This window comes from Saccharomonospora marina XMU15 (genome assembly GCF_000244955.1).
Classification (GTDB): domain Bacteria; phylum Actinomycetota; class Actinomycetes; order Mycobacteriales; family Pseudonocardiaceae; genus Saccharomonospora_A; species Saccharomonospora_A marina.
The window spans coordinates 2,174,416-2,188,387 of record NZ_CM001439.1; the positions used below are offsets into that span (position 1 = coordinate 2,174,416).

13 protein-coding genes are annotated in these 13,972 nt (G+C 69.7%); 12 read left to right on the forward strand and 1 reads right to left on the reverse strand.

What is annotated here, in order from left to right; all coding sequences use genetic code 11:
- Positions 1-34 precede the first annotated feature (34 nt).
- The 4 genes from infB (at position 35) to SACMADRAFT_RS10360 (ending at position 4,014) form a co-directional block, all read left to right on the forward strand.
- On the forward strand, positions 35-2,941 hold the full coding sequence (infB, locus tag SACMADRAFT_RS10345; RefSeq protein ID WP_009153759.1) for a translation initiation factor IF-2: 2,907 nt from the start codon (positions 35-37) through the stop codon (positions 2,939-2,941).
- 64 nt (positions 2,942-3,005) lie between these two features.
- The gene (locus tag SACMADRAFT_RS10350; RefSeq protein ID WP_009153760.1) at positions 3,006-3,302 is read left to right on the forward strand and encodes a DUF503 domain-containing protein; all 297 of its coding nucleotides are present in this window, start codon (positions 3,006-3,008) and stop codon (positions 3,300-3,302) included.
- Between the two features lie 32 nt (positions 3,303-3,334).
- Positions 3,335-3,784, forward strand: coding sequence for a 30S ribosome-binding factor RbfA (gene rbfA, locus SACMADRAFT_RS10355; protein WP_009153761.1), 450 nt, complete (start codon positions 3,335-3,337; stop codon positions 3,782-3,784).
- A gap of 35 nt (positions 3,785-3,819) precedes the next feature.
- The gene (locus SACMADRAFT_RS10360) at positions 3,820-4,014 is read left to right on the forward strand and encodes a hypothetical protein (RefSeq protein ID WP_040925632.1); all 195 of its coding nucleotides are present in this window, start codon (positions 3,820-3,822) and stop codon (positions 4,012-4,014) included.
- A 62-nt stretch (positions 4,015-4,076) separates the two neighbouring features.
- Here SACMADRAFT_RS10360 and SACMADRAFT_RS10365 read toward each other — a convergent pair whose 3' ends face one another.
- Positions 4,077-5,111, reverse strand: a complete 1,035-nt coding sequence (locus SACMADRAFT_RS10365) for a TRM11 family SAM-dependent methyltransferase (protein WP_009153762.1) — start codon at positions 5,109-5,111, stop codon at positions 4,077-4,079.
- Positions 5,112-5,161: 50 nt separating this feature from the next.
- On the opposite strand from SACMADRAFT_RS10365, the gene SACMADRAFT_RS10370 reads away from it, so the two are divergent.
- The 8 genes from SACMADRAFT_RS10370 (at position 5,162) to SACMADRAFT_RS10405 (ending at position 13,920) form a co-directional block, all read left to right on the forward strand.
- On the forward strand, positions 5,162-6,481 hold the full coding sequence (locus SACMADRAFT_RS10370; RefSeq protein WP_040926279.1) for an MATE family efflux transporter: 1,320 nt from the start codon (positions 5,162-5,164) through the stop codon (positions 6,479-6,481).
- A 145-nt stretch (positions 6,482-6,626) separates the two neighbouring features.
- A complete protein-coding gene (locus SACMADRAFT_RS10375) occupies positions 6,627-7,964 on the forward strand; it encodes an MFS transporter (RefSeq protein ID WP_009153764.1) in 1,338 nt (445 codons plus the stop codon).
- Positions 7,965-7,987: 23 nt separating this feature from the next.
- Positions 7,988-8,908, forward strand: coding sequence for a tRNA pseudouridine(55) synthase TruB (gene truB, locus SACMADRAFT_RS10380; protein ID WP_040926280.1), 921 nt, complete (start codon positions 7,988-7,990; stop codon positions 8,906-8,908).
- A 48-nt stretch (positions 8,909-8,956) separates the two neighbouring features.
- Entirely contained in the window at positions 8,957-9,910 is a 954-nt protein-coding gene (locus SACMADRAFT_RS10385) for a bifunctional riboflavin kinase/FAD synthetase (RefSeq protein WP_009153766.1), read from the forward strand.
- Between the two features lie 130 nt (positions 9,911-10,040).
- Positions 10,041-10,517: a helix-turn-helix domain-containing protein gene (locus SACMADRAFT_RS10390; protein WP_009153767.1), complete on the forward strand. Its 477-nt coding sequence runs from the start codon at positions 10,041-10,043 to the stop codon at positions 10,515-10,517.
- Positions 10,518-10,521: 4 nt separating this feature from the next.
- Entirely contained in the window at positions 10,522-11,049 is a 528-nt protein-coding gene (gene thpR, locus SACMADRAFT_RS10395; RefSeq protein WP_009153768.1) for an RNA 2',3'-cyclic phosphodiesterase, read from the forward strand.
- Between the two features lie 104 nt (positions 11,050-11,153).
- The gene (rpsO, locus tag SACMADRAFT_RS10400; protein WP_009153769.1) at positions 11,154-11,423 is read left to right on the forward strand and encodes a 30S ribosomal protein S15; all 270 of its coding nucleotides are present in this window, start codon (positions 11,154-11,156) and stop codon (positions 11,421-11,423) included.
- Between the two features lie 223 nt (positions 11,424-11,646).
- Positions 11,647-13,920 carry a polyribonucleotide nucleotidyltransferase gene (locus SACMADRAFT_RS10405; protein WP_009153770.1) on the forward strand — a complete coding sequence of 758 codons (2,274 nt, stop codon included), beginning with the start codon at positions 11,647-11,649 and terminating at the stop codon, positions 13,918-13,920.
- Positions 13,921-13,972: the final 52 nt, after the last annotated feature.

The window sequence follows — 13,972 nt, forward strand, 5'->3', positions numbered from 1 at the left end:
GTCCAGCCGCCGACCTCATCAGTTGAGGAGAGCAGTGGCAGGCAAGGCCCGCGTACATGAGCTCGCGAAAGAGCTCGGTGTAACGAGCAAGGAAGTACTCGCCAAGCTGAAAGAGCAGGGCGAGTTCGTGAAATCCGCGTCGTCGACCGTGGAGGCGCCGGTCGCCCGACGGTTGCGAGACGCCTTCTCCAGCAAGGACTCCAGGCAGTCCGAACGCAAATCCGGCGGTAGGCAGGCCGCGAAGCCTGCCGCGCCCTCAGGCGGCAACGGCTCCGCCCCTTCGGCCAAGCAGGCGAGCACGCCCGCGCAGCCGCAGCAGGAGGCGAGGCCCTCGCAGCCGCAGGCGAAGCCACCCAAACCAGGTCCGAAACCCGGGCCGAGGCCGAGCCAGGCACCCAAGCCTGCCGAGCAGGCGCCCGCGGCGAAGGCAGAACCACAGCAGCAGCAGCAGTCGCAGCAGCAGCCGAAGCAGGAGTCCGGCTCGGTCGTTCCGCCGAAGCCTCAGGGCCCCAAGCCGGGGCCGAAGCCCGGCCCGCGGCCGCCGCGTGTCGGCAACAACCCCTTCGGTGTCGGCGCGGGCTCACCCCCGCCGCGCCCAGCGCCCCCGCGTCCAGGCGGCGGCCAGCAACAGGGTGAGCGCGGCTCCCGTCCCGGTGGGGACCGCCCCTCGGGCGGCCCGCGTGGTGGCGCGCCCGGCGGCAACAGGCCGAGCCCCGGCAGCATGCCGCCACGCCCCAACCCGGGCATGATGCCCACCCGGCCTGCCCGCCCCGCGGGCGGACCCGGCGGTGGCCGTGGCGGCCCCGGCGGCGGCCGAGGTGGCGCCGGAACCGGTGCGGGTCGAGGCGGCGGCGGCCCCCGCGGTGGCGGTGGCGGCGGCTTCCGCGGCGGCCCCGGTGGCGGTGCAGGTGGCGGTGGCGGCGGCTTCCGCGGTGGACCCGGCGGCGGTGCCCCCGCAGGTGGCGGTGGCGGCTTCCGAGGCGGCGGTGGCCGTGGCGGCCCCGGTGGCCGCGGCGGTGCGGCCGGTGCCTTCGGCCGTCCTGGCGGTCCCTCGCGCAAGGGCCGCAAGTCGAAGCGGCAGAAGCGCCAGGAGTACATGGAGAACATGCAGGCGCCTTCGGTCGGTGGCGTCCGCCTGCCCAAGGGCAGTGGCGAGACGATCCGGCTGCCGCGCGGTGCCTCGCTGACCGATTTCGCGGAGAAGATCGACGCCAACCCGGCCTCGCTGGTGCAGGTGTTGTTCCACCTCGGCGAGATGGTCACCGCGACCCAGTCCGTCTCCGAGGACGTGCTGGAGTTGCTCGGCACGGAGATGAACTACAACGTGCAGGTGGTCAGCCCCGAGGAGGAGGACCGCGAACTGCTGGAAGCCTTCGACATCACCTACGGCGAGGACGCCGGTGACGAGGAGGACCTGCAGGTGCGGCCGCCGGTGGTGACCGTGATGGGTCACGTCGACCACGGTAAGACGCGCCTGTTGGACACCATCCGTAAGACGAAGGTGCACGAGGGTGAGGCCGGTGGCATCACCCAGCACATCGGTGCCTACCAGATCGAGACCGAACTGGAGGGCCAGGAGCGGCTCATCACCTTCATCGACACCCCGGGCCACGAGGCGTTCACCGCCATGCGTGCCCGTGGTGCGCAGGCGACGGACATCGCGGTGATCGTGGTGGCCGCCGACGACGGTGTGATGCCGCAGACGGTGGAGGCCATCAACCACGCCCAGGCCGCCAAGGCGCCGATCGTGGTCGCGGTCAACAAGATCGACAAGGAAGGCGCCAATCCGCAGAAGATCCGCCAGCAGCTCACCGAGTACGGCCTGGTGGCGGAGGAGTACGGCGGCGACACGATGTTCGTCGACATCTCCGCGCGCGAGAACATCAACATCGACGGGCTGCTCGAGGCGATCCTGCTGACCGCGGACGCGGCGCTGGACCTGCGGGCCAACCCGGACATGGAAGCGCAGGGTGTCGCGATCGAGGCTCACCTCGACCGTGGTCGAGGCCCCGTGGCGACCGTGCTGGTGCAGCGCGGCACGCTCCGCATCGGAGACTCGGTCGTCGCGGGCGACGCGTACGGCCGCGTGCGCCGGATGGTCGACGAGTACAACCACGACGTGACAGAGGCGTTGCCGTCGCGGCCGGTGCAGGTCATCGGGTTCACGTCGGTGCCGAGGGCGGGTGACACGTTCCTCGTCGTGGAGGAGGACCGGGTTGCCCGGCAGATCGCCGAGCGCAGGCAGGCCCGAATCCGCAACGCCGAGAACGCGGCGAGGCGCAAGCGGGTCAGCCTGGAGGACCTGGACTCCGCGCTGAAGGAGACCAACACCCTCAACCTGATCGTCAAGGGTGACAACTCGGGTACCGTCGAGGCGCTCGAGGCGTCGCTGATGCAGATCGACGTGGGCGACGAGGTCGAACTCAACATCGTCCACCGCGGCGTCGGTGGCGTGACCGAGAGCGACATCGACCTGGCCACGGCGTCCGACGCCATCGTGCTCGGGTTCAACGTGCGGGCGCAGGGCAAGGCGACCGAGCGGGCGACCCGCGAAGGCGTCGACGTCCGGTACTACACGGTGATCTACCAGGCGATCGAGGAGATCGAGCAGGCCCTCAAGGGCATGCTCAAGCCGGAGTACGAAGAGGTCGAACTCGGTAAGGCCGAGGTCCGCGAGGTGTTCAAGTCCTCCAAGTTCGGCACCATCGCGGGTTGTCTGGTCACCGCGGGTGAGATCCGGCGCAACGCGAAGGCGAGGCTGCTGCGTGACAACGTGGTGGTGGCGCAGAACCTGCCGGTCAGCTCGTTGCGGCGGTTCAAGGACGATGTCGTCGAGGTACGCGAGGGCTTCGAGTGCGGTCTCACCCTCGGTAAGTACAGCGACATCAAGACCGGCGACGTGATCGAGACCTACGAGCAGCGCGAGAAGCCGCGCGCGTAGTGGCCGTCTCGGTGGCTGGGCGGGCCCACTCCCGCCCAGCCACCGACGAGCACAGGGGAATGCCATGTTCGTGGGTGCCCTGGAACTCGAACTGTTGCTGGGTGACGTGCGGTCACTGAAGCAGAAGCGTTCGGCGGTCCGGCCGGTGATCGCGGAGCTGCGCAAGCGGTTCGAGGTCGCGGTGGCCGAGGCCGGCCATCTGGACCTGTACCGGCGTTCGCTGATCGGTGTGGCGGCGGTCGCGGCGGACGGCAAGCAGGTGAGGGATGTGCTCGACGCCTGCGAGCGGTTCGTGGCGGCACGTCCGGACCTCGAGTTGTTGTCGGCGCGCAGGCGGCTGCTTGGTCCCGACGACGAGTAGCTGGCTGGTTGATACGGATAAGGGGGTGCGTCGTGGCTGATCAGGCTCGCGCACGGAGGCTGGCCAAGCGGATCGCGCAGATCGTGGCGTCCGCACTGGAGCACGAGGTGAAGGATCCTCGGCTGGGCAACGTCACGATCACCGATGCGAAGATCACCGGCGACCTGCGGGATGCGACCGTGTACTACACGGTGTTGGGCGAGACTCTCGACACGCCGCCGGACTTCGCGGGTGCCGCGGCGGCGCTGGAGTCGGCCCGTGGGGTGTTGCGTACGAAGGTCGGCCAGGGCACGGGTGTGCGATACACCCCGACGTTGACGTTCGTCGCCGACAACCTTCCCAGTGACGCCAGGCATATCGACGACCTGCTCGCCAAGGCGCGGGAGGCCGACGCGGAGATCGCTCGACAGGCCACCGGCGCCAAGCCGGCGGGTGAGGCCGATCCCTACCGCCCACCTCGGGAGCAGGAGTCCGAGACCTAGGAAGCCCAGGGTTGAAGGTGCGCCATCGTCGACTCATGTTGACTCTCCCGTTGGCTTCGCTGCTTGGCGTGCTGCGGCGGCGGGCTCGGTGGGAACGCAACCGGAAGCTGCTCGCCGGAATCGAACGGGACCTGGCCGAGGGCGGGCCTGCGGGTGAGGACGCACCCGACGCCGCGGCGGTGCTGGATCGTGGTGGAGCGGCAGCGCGGGCAGTGGGTCGGACACCGTGACGGAGCGTTGTCGCGTGGAACTGGTCACGGCCAACCACGGCTAGCCGACGCGCCGGGACCGGCTATTTGGTCGCGACCAGCACGTCACGGACGATGGCCTGATCCACCCGGTGCGCGAGTTCCTCGTACGGCCCACCCTCGCGCGGTGTGAGCCCCGCGCCGGTGAGGATCTCGACCAGTTCGTGCCGTTTGACCACGTAGGTGTTCCACGAGACGGCCAGTGCCCCACCGTTGCGCAGCACCCTTGCCCACGTGGGCACCGCGGCCGCGAGCAGGTCACGGGGACTTCTCGACAATGCCGAATCCTGCGTGCGGCTACCGTGCTGCACGCCGTAAGGCGCGTCGGTCACGATCACGTCCACCGACCCGTGCTTGACCAGCTCGTCGGTGTGCAGCGTGTCGCAGTTGAAGTAGGTGAGATCGCGCGTGTCGCCCGCCCGGTATCGTTCCTTGGTGGCGGCGTACTCGATCTCCAGCCGCTGTCCCAACCGGACCTTGTTCCGCCGCAACATGCCCGCCTGCGCGGAGTGCTTGATCCGCTTCGTGCGCAACCACGTCTTGATGAAGTGTTGGTAGGCGTCGAAGTCCTTGCCGTCCAGCTCCAGCCCGGTCGCGTCGAAGCCGTACATCATCGCCTGGTTCAGCGTGGTTCCCCTACCGCACAACGGGTCCAGCACGTGCAGTCCCCGGTCCAGCAACGCGGCGGGCCGGTCGGTGGTGAGTACAGCGAGGTTCAGCACGAGCTTGGTGAACAGCTCGTTGGTCTTGCCCGGGTACTTCTGGATCGTCAGCAGGTCGGAGTCGAACTCCGCCACCGGCGCCATGGCCAGCGGTCGCAGCAGCTCACCGCTGAACTCGAACAACGCGTAGGCGGAGGACAGATTCGACAGGTACGCCACGTCGGTGTCGGTCAGCGGGGCGGCGGTGCCGAATGTGACGTAGTCGACGCCGCCGATGGTCGTGGTCGCCGACTCACCGACCTTCGTGGACAGGACGGTGTCGCCGAACACGGCGAGTTCGGCGCGCAGCAGCCGACGTGAGGTGTCGGTGTAGACGCGGTTGGCCGACGGCAGGATGAGGATGGCGTACTCGGGCATCGAACGTGAGCGTAGCCGAGGTCGTCGGACACCCCGGCTACGCTCGGCGCGTGAGCGACACGGTTGAGCACGAGCGGGTTCCCGCCCGCCGGGTGCTGGGGCTGGCGGTACCCGCGCTGGGTGTGCTTGCGGCCGAGCCGCTCTACGTGCTCGTCGACACGGCCGTGGTCGGTCACCTCGGCGCGCTGCCGCTGGCGGGGCTCGCACTCGGGGGCACGCTGCTGTCGCTGGTGTCCACCCAGTTGACGTTCCTGTCCTACGGCACAACCGCGCGAACGGCACGGTTGCACGGCGCGGGCAGGCGCGCCGAAGCTGTCGGCGAGGGTGTGCAGGCCACCTGGCTGGCCTTCGCGGTGGGACTCGTCGTGCTCGTCGCGGGTCAGTTGCTCGCCGAACCGGTGGCGCGCGCGATGTCCGGCGACCCCGCGATCACCGAGCGGGCGGTCTCCTGGCTGCGAATCGCCCTGTTCGGCGCGCCGCTCATCCTCGTCACGATGGCGGGCAACGGCTGGATGCGTGGCGTACAGGACGCGGTGCGGCCGTTGCGGTACGTGCTCGCCGGAAACGCGTTGTCGGCGGTGCTCAGCCCGGTGCTGGTGTACCCGGCGGGGCTGGGCCTGGAGGGTTCCGCGGTCGCCAACGTCGCGGCGCAGGCGGTAGCGGGCGGGCTGTACCTTCGGGCGCTGGCCAAGCAGCGGGTGGGCCTGGCGCCCCGGCCGCGGGTGATGTGGGCCCAGCTTCGGCTCGGCCGCGATCTGGTGCTGCGAAGTCTGGCGTTTCAGGCGTGCTTCGTCTCGGCGGCGGCAGTGGCCGCCCGCACCTCCACCGAGGCGGTCGCCGCACACCAGGTGGTACTGCAGCTCTGGACGTTCCTTTCGCTGGTGCTGGACTCGGTGGCGATCGCCGCGCAGTCTCTGGTCGGGGCGGCGCTCGGCGCCGGGTCGCGTCGACAGGCGCGAGGGATCGCCAACCAGATAACCCGGTACGGGCTGGCGCTGGGAGTCGTGCTCGCCGTGGTGTTCGCCGCCCTTTCGCAGACGTTGCCGCACGCCTTCACCTCCGACGCGGGTGTGCTCGCCGAAATCCCCAACGCCTGGTGGTTCTTCGTTGCCCTGCAGCCGGTCGCCGGGGTGGTGTTCGCGCTCGACGGCGTGCTGCTCGGGGCCGCCGACGCGAGCTTCCTGCGCAACGCGACGGTGGGCAGCGCCGTGCTCGGGTTCCTGCCGATGGTCTGGGCATCGCTGGTCTTCGGCTGGGGGCTCGCGGGTATCTGGACCGGGTTGGCGCTGTTCATGGTGCTTCGGCTGGTCTTCGTCGTGGCGCGGTGGCGCTCCGGCCACTGGGCCGTCGTCGGCGCCGTCCGCGCGTGACGGCACGGTCGCGGCGCGGGTGTGGGCAATGACACGGCGTCGTTGGGTATGGCTCAGCGGCCGTCCGGCGATAACTCCATTGGGGGTCGGCAACGCGGGCGTCCCCCGCAGTACGCCGTTCACATCCGTCAGTGAAGGGAGACCCTTGCCGACCCGGCCCACGCAGGCCGCGCGAGCCAGTGCGCGGTCGTGGCTGATCTGGTTGACCGCCGCCTTCGTCTACGTTCTCGCCGTCTTTCACCGCACCTCGCTCGGCGTCGCGGGCCTCGACGCCGCCGAGCGCTTCGGTGTCGGCGCCGCCGCGCTGAGCATGTTCACCGTGCTGCAGGTCGGCGTGTACGCCGCCATGCAGATCCCCACCGGGGTGCTCGTCGACCGATTCGGGCCCCGCAACGTGCTCACGGCCGCGTTGCTGTTCCTGGGGCTGGGGCAAGTCCTGCTCGCCGTGGCGCAGACCTACTCGCTGGGGCTGGTGGCTCGCGGCGTGCTCGGGCTGGGTGACGCGCTGACCTTCGTCTCCGTGCTGCGACTGGCGGCCAATCACTTCCCCGGCAGGCAGTACATGCTCGTGACCGCCCTGACCGGGGCGCTCGGGTTCGCGGGCAACCTCGCCGCGACGCTGCCGTTGACCCTGCTGCTGGCCGGGCCGGGCTGGCTACCGACGTTCCTGGGGGCCGGGCTGGTGACGGTCCTGTTCGCGAGCGTGGTCCGCTGGCGGGTGAGCGACACACCGGCTGCCAAAACGGTGGAGTCACAGGCCGCCTCGCTGCGGGAGGTGGGCAGGCAGGTGCGCGCCGCGATGCGCGTGCCCGGCACCAGGCTCGCGTTCTGGACTCACTTCTCGGCGCCGTTCAGCCAGAACGTGATGGTGCTGCTGTGGGGAGTGCCGTTCCTGGTCGAGGGTCAGGGGTACGCCCCGACCACCGCCAGTTCGCTGCTCATGGTCTTCGTGGTCGGCGCCATGGTGGGCGCTCCGCTGATCGGTGGTTTCGTCGGGCGACGGCCGGAGGCGCGGATGCCGCTGGTGGTCAGCTACCTCGCCGCGACCGCGGCGACCTGGGCGGTGGTGCTCAGCTGGCCGGGCCAGGTGCCGGTGGCCGTGCTGGTCACCGCATTCGCCGTGCTGTCACTGGGCGGGCCGATCTCCACGATCGGGTTCGCACTGGCACGGGACTACAACCCGCTTCCGAGGGTCGGCACCGCGACCGGTGTCGTCAACGTCGGCGGCTTCGTCGCCACCACCGTGGTCGCGTTGCTCATCGGCGTGTTGCTGCAACTGTCCGGCGGCGACTTCCGGGTCGCGCTGCTTTCGGTGGTCGGCGTGCTGGTGTTCGGTTCCTGGCGGATGGCGGTGTGGTGGCTGCGGGCCAGGGCCGAGGTGTTCGCGGCCGTCGAGCGCGGCGAATCGGTGCCGGTGCGGTTGCGCAGGCACAGCTGGGACCGCCGCCACGAGGAGCGTGAGCGGGTGCCTGCCGTGGCGTGATCGAACACCGCTACGCTGCGGCCGTGCCACGCCCCAACCCTTCCGGCCGACGGCCGTCGCGGCCCGCGCCGCCACCCGGCCTGCTCATCGTCGACAAACCGGGTGGGATGACGTCGCACGACGTGGTTGCCAGGGCCCGGCGTGCGATGGGCACGCGCAAGGTCGGCCATGCCGGAACGCTGGACCCGATGGCCACGGGGGTGCTGGTGCTGGGAATCGAGCGGGCCACCAAACTGCTCGGGCACCTGGCGCTGGATCGCAAGACCTACCTGGCGACGATCCGGCTCGGTGCCTCGACCACCACCGACGACGCCGAGGGCGAGGTGGTCTCGCGCGCCGATCCCTCGGTGGTGGCCGATGCGGACATCGAGGCCGCGATCGCCGCGCTGACCGGCGACATCCAGCAGGTCCCCAGCGCGGTCAGCGCCGTCAAGGTGGGCGGCAAACGGGCCTACGCCAGAGTGCGGGCGGGTGAGCAGGTGGACCTGCCGCCCCGCCCGGTGACCGTGTACCGGTTCGACCTGCTTGCCACGCGAAGGGAGGAGCCGGGCGAGGTCGACCTCGACGTCATGATCGACTGTTCGTCCGGCACCTATGTCAGGGCGTTGGCCAGGGACCTGGGTGGGGCGCTCGGCGTGGGTGGTCATCTCGTCGCACTGCGCCGCACCACGGTGGGGCCTTTCACACTCGCCTCGGCACGCACCCTCGACGACGTCGAACGCGAGCCGGGGCTGTCGCTGAGCCTCGACGAAGCGGTCGCGGCGGCCTTCCCACGCCGTGACGTCGATGCGGGCGAGGCCGCCGCGGTACGGCACGGCCAGCGGCTGCCCACGGCCGGGATACGGGGAACCTACGGGGTGTTCGACCCGCAGGGTCATGCGCTCGCCCTCGCCACCGACACGCGCGAAGGCGCCCGCCCGGTGGTCGTGCTCGCACCTGCCTGAGTGACCCTGTCGTCCCGGCGCCGCGTGGCCGGCGGCTAGGCTCCAGGTGTGCAGCGTTGGCGTGGTTTGGCGGATCTGCCGGGTGGCTGGGGCCGGTGCGTCGTCACGATCGGGATCTTCGACGGGGTGCATCGCGGGCACCAGGCTCTGATCAACGAAACGGTGGAAACCGCCCGCGATCGCGGGTTGCCCAGTGTGGTGCTGACCTTCGATCCACATCCCTCCGAGGTACTGCGGCCAGGCACGCATCCCGCCCAACTGACCACGCTGCGGCGCAAGGCGGAGTTGATCGAGCAGTTGGGCGTCGACGTGTTCGCCGTGCTGCCGTTCACGTTGGAGCTGTCCAGGCTGACGCCGGACGAGTTCGTGCACCAGATCCTCGTCGACCGGCTGCACGCCGCCACGGTGATCGTGGGGGAGAACTTCACCTTCGGTCACAAGGCCGAGGGCAACGTCGAGACGCTGCGCGCGCTTGGCAAGCGCTTCGGGTTCACCGCGCACGCCTCGAAACTGCAAGGCCGCACCCTGCCCGGTGAGAAGGACAACGGTGAGATCACCTTCTCCTCCACCTACGTGCGCTCCTGCATCGACGCAGGCGATGTCGCGGCCGCCGCGGAGGCACTTGGCCGCCCGCACCGGCTGGAGGGCATCGTTGTCCGCGGCGATGGACGCGGGCACGACCTCGGCTATCCCACGGCGAACCTGTCGACACCCCGATTCGCGGCCGTGCCCGCGGACGGCATCTACAGTTGCTGGTTCGTGCGAGACGGCAGCAGGCTGCCCGCCGCGGTCTCGGTCGGCACCAACCCCACCTTCTCCGGCAAGGAGCGCACGGTCGAGGCCTTCGTCCTCGACGTGGCGGAGGACTTCTACGGCCAGCAGGTCGGGCTCGACTTCGTCGCACGGTTGCGCGGCCAGGTCCGGTTCGACACACCCCAGGCGTTGGTTGAGCAGATCGCCGAAGACGTGACGCGGACAAGGGACGTGCTGGGCCTGCGCTGAGCGATACGGGTGCGATTGCGAACGCCTCGGTAGTTCCGGCCCGCGCGCGGACCCCCGACTGGCAAGATGCAGACACTGGGCCGCCTGCCCGGCGCGCCGCCGTCGCCATCGAGGGGAACAGGGCTTTGCCGTGGAGGACCACAAGATCGTCCAGCGGAACATCGCGCTGCAGCGGGAGTGGTACGGGGAACCACTCGGCGACCGCGTTCGGCGCCTGGTGGTGGCCTTCGACGTGTCGCAGGCATACCTCGCCGAGGTGCTGGGTATCAGTGCCCCGATGCTGAGTCAGGTGATGAGCGGGCGGCGGGCCAAGATCGGCAACCCGGTGGTGCTCGCGCGGCTCATCATGCTCGAACGCAAGGTGCTGACTCCGGAGGTCGCCGCGGGCAGCAAGGAGGCGATCCGCGCCGCACTGGAGGACGTCAGGACGGCGAGACCCACCGTGAGCAGCGACAACATCCCCGTCGGGACCGCCGACGACCAGGCGGTGCTCGCGGCGCTGCGGGAGATCGCAGAGGAGGAGAACCTGGTGCAGGCCGCCGAACGGCTCGACGCGGACTTCCCCGCGATCGCGGACGTGCTGCGCAGGGCGGGCAAGGGCGGCTGAGGCCGTGCCCGAGCCGACCGCGCGGCTGTTCAGCGCGTTGCTGCTGCCCGAGGAGGTGGCCACGTCGTTGCGGTGCGAGTTGAGCGACCGCGGCGGTCTGCGCGCCGAGCAGGGGTTGCGCTGGATGCCGGTCGAGCAGTGGCACATCACGCTGGGCTTCTACGGCCTCGACGACCCGGGGCAGCGAGCGGAATGGCTGCGGCGCAGGCTGGCGGACAGCCTGTCGGCGACGCTTCACATCGACGGTAGCGGCACCTTCCGCGGGGTACTCTGGAGTCAGGTACACGGCATCGGTCTTGCCGAACTGGCCGCGGCGGTCAGGCCCGACGGAGATGATCGCGATTTCCGGGCACACCTGACGCTCGCGAGGGGGCCACACCAGCTCGCGCTGGAGCGGTGGCGACGGCGGTTCGCCTGCTACCGGAGCCCGGAGTGGACCGCGACCGAAGTCGTACTGATGCGCAGTGACCTCGACGAGCGAGGGTCGGGCTACTCGGTGGTGGAGCGGTTCCCGCTGGGTTCACGCGGCTGAGCCCGAAGGCCTGCTGATACCCTCGGATGTCAGAGTCCGGCTGCGGTCCGTGGCGGCCGAGACCATATGTCACAACACGGCACACAACCCGAGGAGAAGAGCGAGTGGCGCTGTCCACCGAGGAGAAGAAGTCGATCCTGTCCGAGTACGGACTCCACGACTCCGACACCGGATCGCCCGAGGCGCAGGTGGCCCTGCTGACCAAGCGGATCATCGGCCTCACCGAGCACCTCAAGGTGCACAAGCACGACCACCACTCCCGTCGCGGTCTGTTGCTGCTGGTCGGCCGACGTCGCCGACTGCTCAACTACGTGATGAAGGTGGACGTCGAGCGGTACCGTTCGCTGATCCAGCGACTCGGCCTCCGCCGATGACAGGCTCCGAGGGGGAGTGACCCACAGGGGTCGCTCCCCCTCGGCACAAGAAGGCACGCACAGGGCCGGCGCTAGCAACGCGCGAGGACGCCCAAGCCGGTCCTCGGTAGTGGCTCCCGGGACAGTCCCCGAGAGCTTCGATCGATGACCGGCCTCGTACCTCGAGCGTGCCCCCGAGGGCGGGGGATGCGCGGCCCGAGAAGTACGAGGAGAAACTGAATTCATGACTGACTCAAGCGGCAACACCGTGCACGAATCGGAAGCCGTGCTCGACAACGGCAGGTTCGGAAAGCGCACGGTCCGCTTCGAGACGGGCAGGCTGGCGAAGCAGGCGGCGGGTGCCGTCGTGGCCTACCTGGACGACGAAACCATGCTGCTGTCCGCGACCACCGCCTCGAAGCAGCCCAAGGAACACTTCGACTTCTTCCCGCTGACGGTGGACGTCGAGGAACGGATGTACGCCGCAGGCCGCATCCCCGGTGCGTTCTTCCGCAGGGAGGGCAGGCCCTCCACCGACGCGGTCCTCACCTGCAGGCTGATCGACCGGCCGTTGCGCCCCTCCTTCACCGAGGGGCTGCGCAACGAGATCCAGATCGTCATCACGGTGCAGAGCCTGCACCCGGAGGACCCCTACGACGTGCTGGCGATCAACGCCGCGTCGGCTTCCACCCAGATCGGTGGGCTGCCGTTCTCCGGCCCCATCGGCGGTGTCCGGATGGCGCTCATCGAGGACACCTGGGTGGCGTTCCCCACCTGGTCGCAGCTGGAGCGGGCCACCTTCGACATGGTGGTGGCCGGCCGCATCGTCGGCGACAAGCCGGAGGACGTCGCGATCATGATGGTGGAGGCCGAGGGCACCGAGAACACCCTCGACCTCATCGCGGGTGGCGCCACCGCCCCCACCGAGCAGACCGTCGCGCAGGGATTGGACGCGGCCAAGCCGTTCATCCGCCTGCTGTGCGAGGCCCAGCAGCGGCTGGCCACCGCCGCGGCCAAGCCGGTGGGCGACTTCCCGGTGTTCCTGGCCTACGAGGACGACGTCTACGACGCCGTCGCTGGGATCGCCACCGACGACCTGGCCGCCGCGCTGGCCATCGCAGGCAAGCAGGAACGCGAGACCGCCATCGACGAGGTCAAGGCCACCGTGCTCGAGCGTGTCGGGGTCGGCGAGGGTGAGGCCTTCGAGGGCAGGGACAAGGAGGTCGGCGCGGCGTTTCGGGCGCTGACCAAGAAGCTCATCCGGCAGCGCATCCTCAAGGAGAAGGTGCGCATCGACGGTAGGGGTCTCACCGACATCCGGCAGTTGGCGGCCGAGGTCGCGGTGGTGCCGAGGGCACACGGCTCGGCGCTGTTCGAGCGCGGTGAGACCCAGATCCTGGGCGTGACCACGCTCAACATGCTGCGCATGGAGCAGCAGTTGGACACGCTGTCTCCGGAGACGACGAAGCGCTACCTGCACCACTACAACTTCCCGCCGTTCTCCACGGGTGAGACCGGCCGCGTCGGCACGCCGAAGCGGCGCGAGATCGGCCACGGGATGCTGGCGGAGCGGGCACTGGTGCCGGTGCTGCCCAAGCGCGACGAGTTCCCCTATGCGATCCGGCAGGTCTCCGAGGCGCTCGGCTCGAACGGTTCCACGTCGATGGGCTCGGTGTGTGCTTCCACGATGAGCCTGTTCAACGCCGGGGTGCCGCTGAAGGCGCCGGTGGCAGGCATCGCGATGGGCCTGGTGTCCGACGTGATCGAGACGGCGGAGGGCCGCAAGACCGAGTACGTGGCGCTGACCGACATTCTCGGTGCCGAGGACGCCTTCGGTGACATGGACTTCAAGGTCGCGGGCACCAAGGACTTCATCACCGCGCTGCAGCTGGACACCAAGCTCGACGGCATCCCGTCGGACGTGCTGGCCGGTGCGCTGAACCAGGCGCGCGACGCCAGGTTGACGATCCTGGACGTGATGGCGGAGGCCATCGCGGGGCCGGACGAGATGAGCCCGTACGCCCCGCGCGTCACCAGCGTGAAGATCCCGGTGGACAAGATCGGCGAGGTCATCGGCCCGAAGGGCAAGATGATCAACGCGATCACCGAGGAGACCGGCGCCGACATCTCCATCGAGGACGACGGCACGATCTACGTGGGTGCCGCGGACGGTCCTTCCGCGGAAGCCGCCATCGACAAGATCAACGCGATCGCGAACCCGCAGTTGCCCAAGGTCGGCGAGCGCTTCCTCGGCACGGTCGTCAAGACCGCCGCGTTCGGCGCGTTCGTCTCGTTGCTGCCGGGCAAGGACGGCCTGGTGCACATCTCCAAGCTGGGCAACGGCAAGCGGATCGGCAAGGTCGAGGACGTGGTCAACGTCGGCGACAAGCTCCGGGTGGAGATCGCCGACATCGACAGCCGCGGCAAGATCAGCCTGATCGTCGTCAAGGACGAGGACGAGGCCGCCGGGCAGCAGAACCAGGCCGAGGCCTCCGACCGCAGCGCCGACGCCGAGTAACGCCAACGCACCATTCGCGGCAGCGGTCCGTCGGGCCGCTGCCGCTCTCGCG

Excerpts from the sequence above, each read along its gene's own strand:
- SACMADRAFT_RS10350 (WP_009153760.1), top strand. The coding sequence starts at position 3,006 with ATGTTCGTGGGTGCCCTGGAACTCGAACTGTTGCTGGGTGACGTGCGG.
- SACMADRAFT_RS10360 (WP_040925632.1), top strand. The coding sequence starts at position 3,820 with ATGTTGACTCTCCCGTTGGCTTCGCTGCTTGGCGTGCTGCGGCGGCGG.
- SACMADRAFT_RS10405 (WP_009153770.1), top strand. The coding sequence starts at position 11,647 with ATGACTGACTCAAGCGGCAACACCGTGCACGAATCGGAAGCCGTGCTC.
- SACMADRAFT_RS10365 (WP_009153762.1), bottom strand. The coding sequence starts at position 5,111 with ATGCCCGAGTACGCCATCCTCATCCTGCCGTCGGCCAACCGCGTCTAC.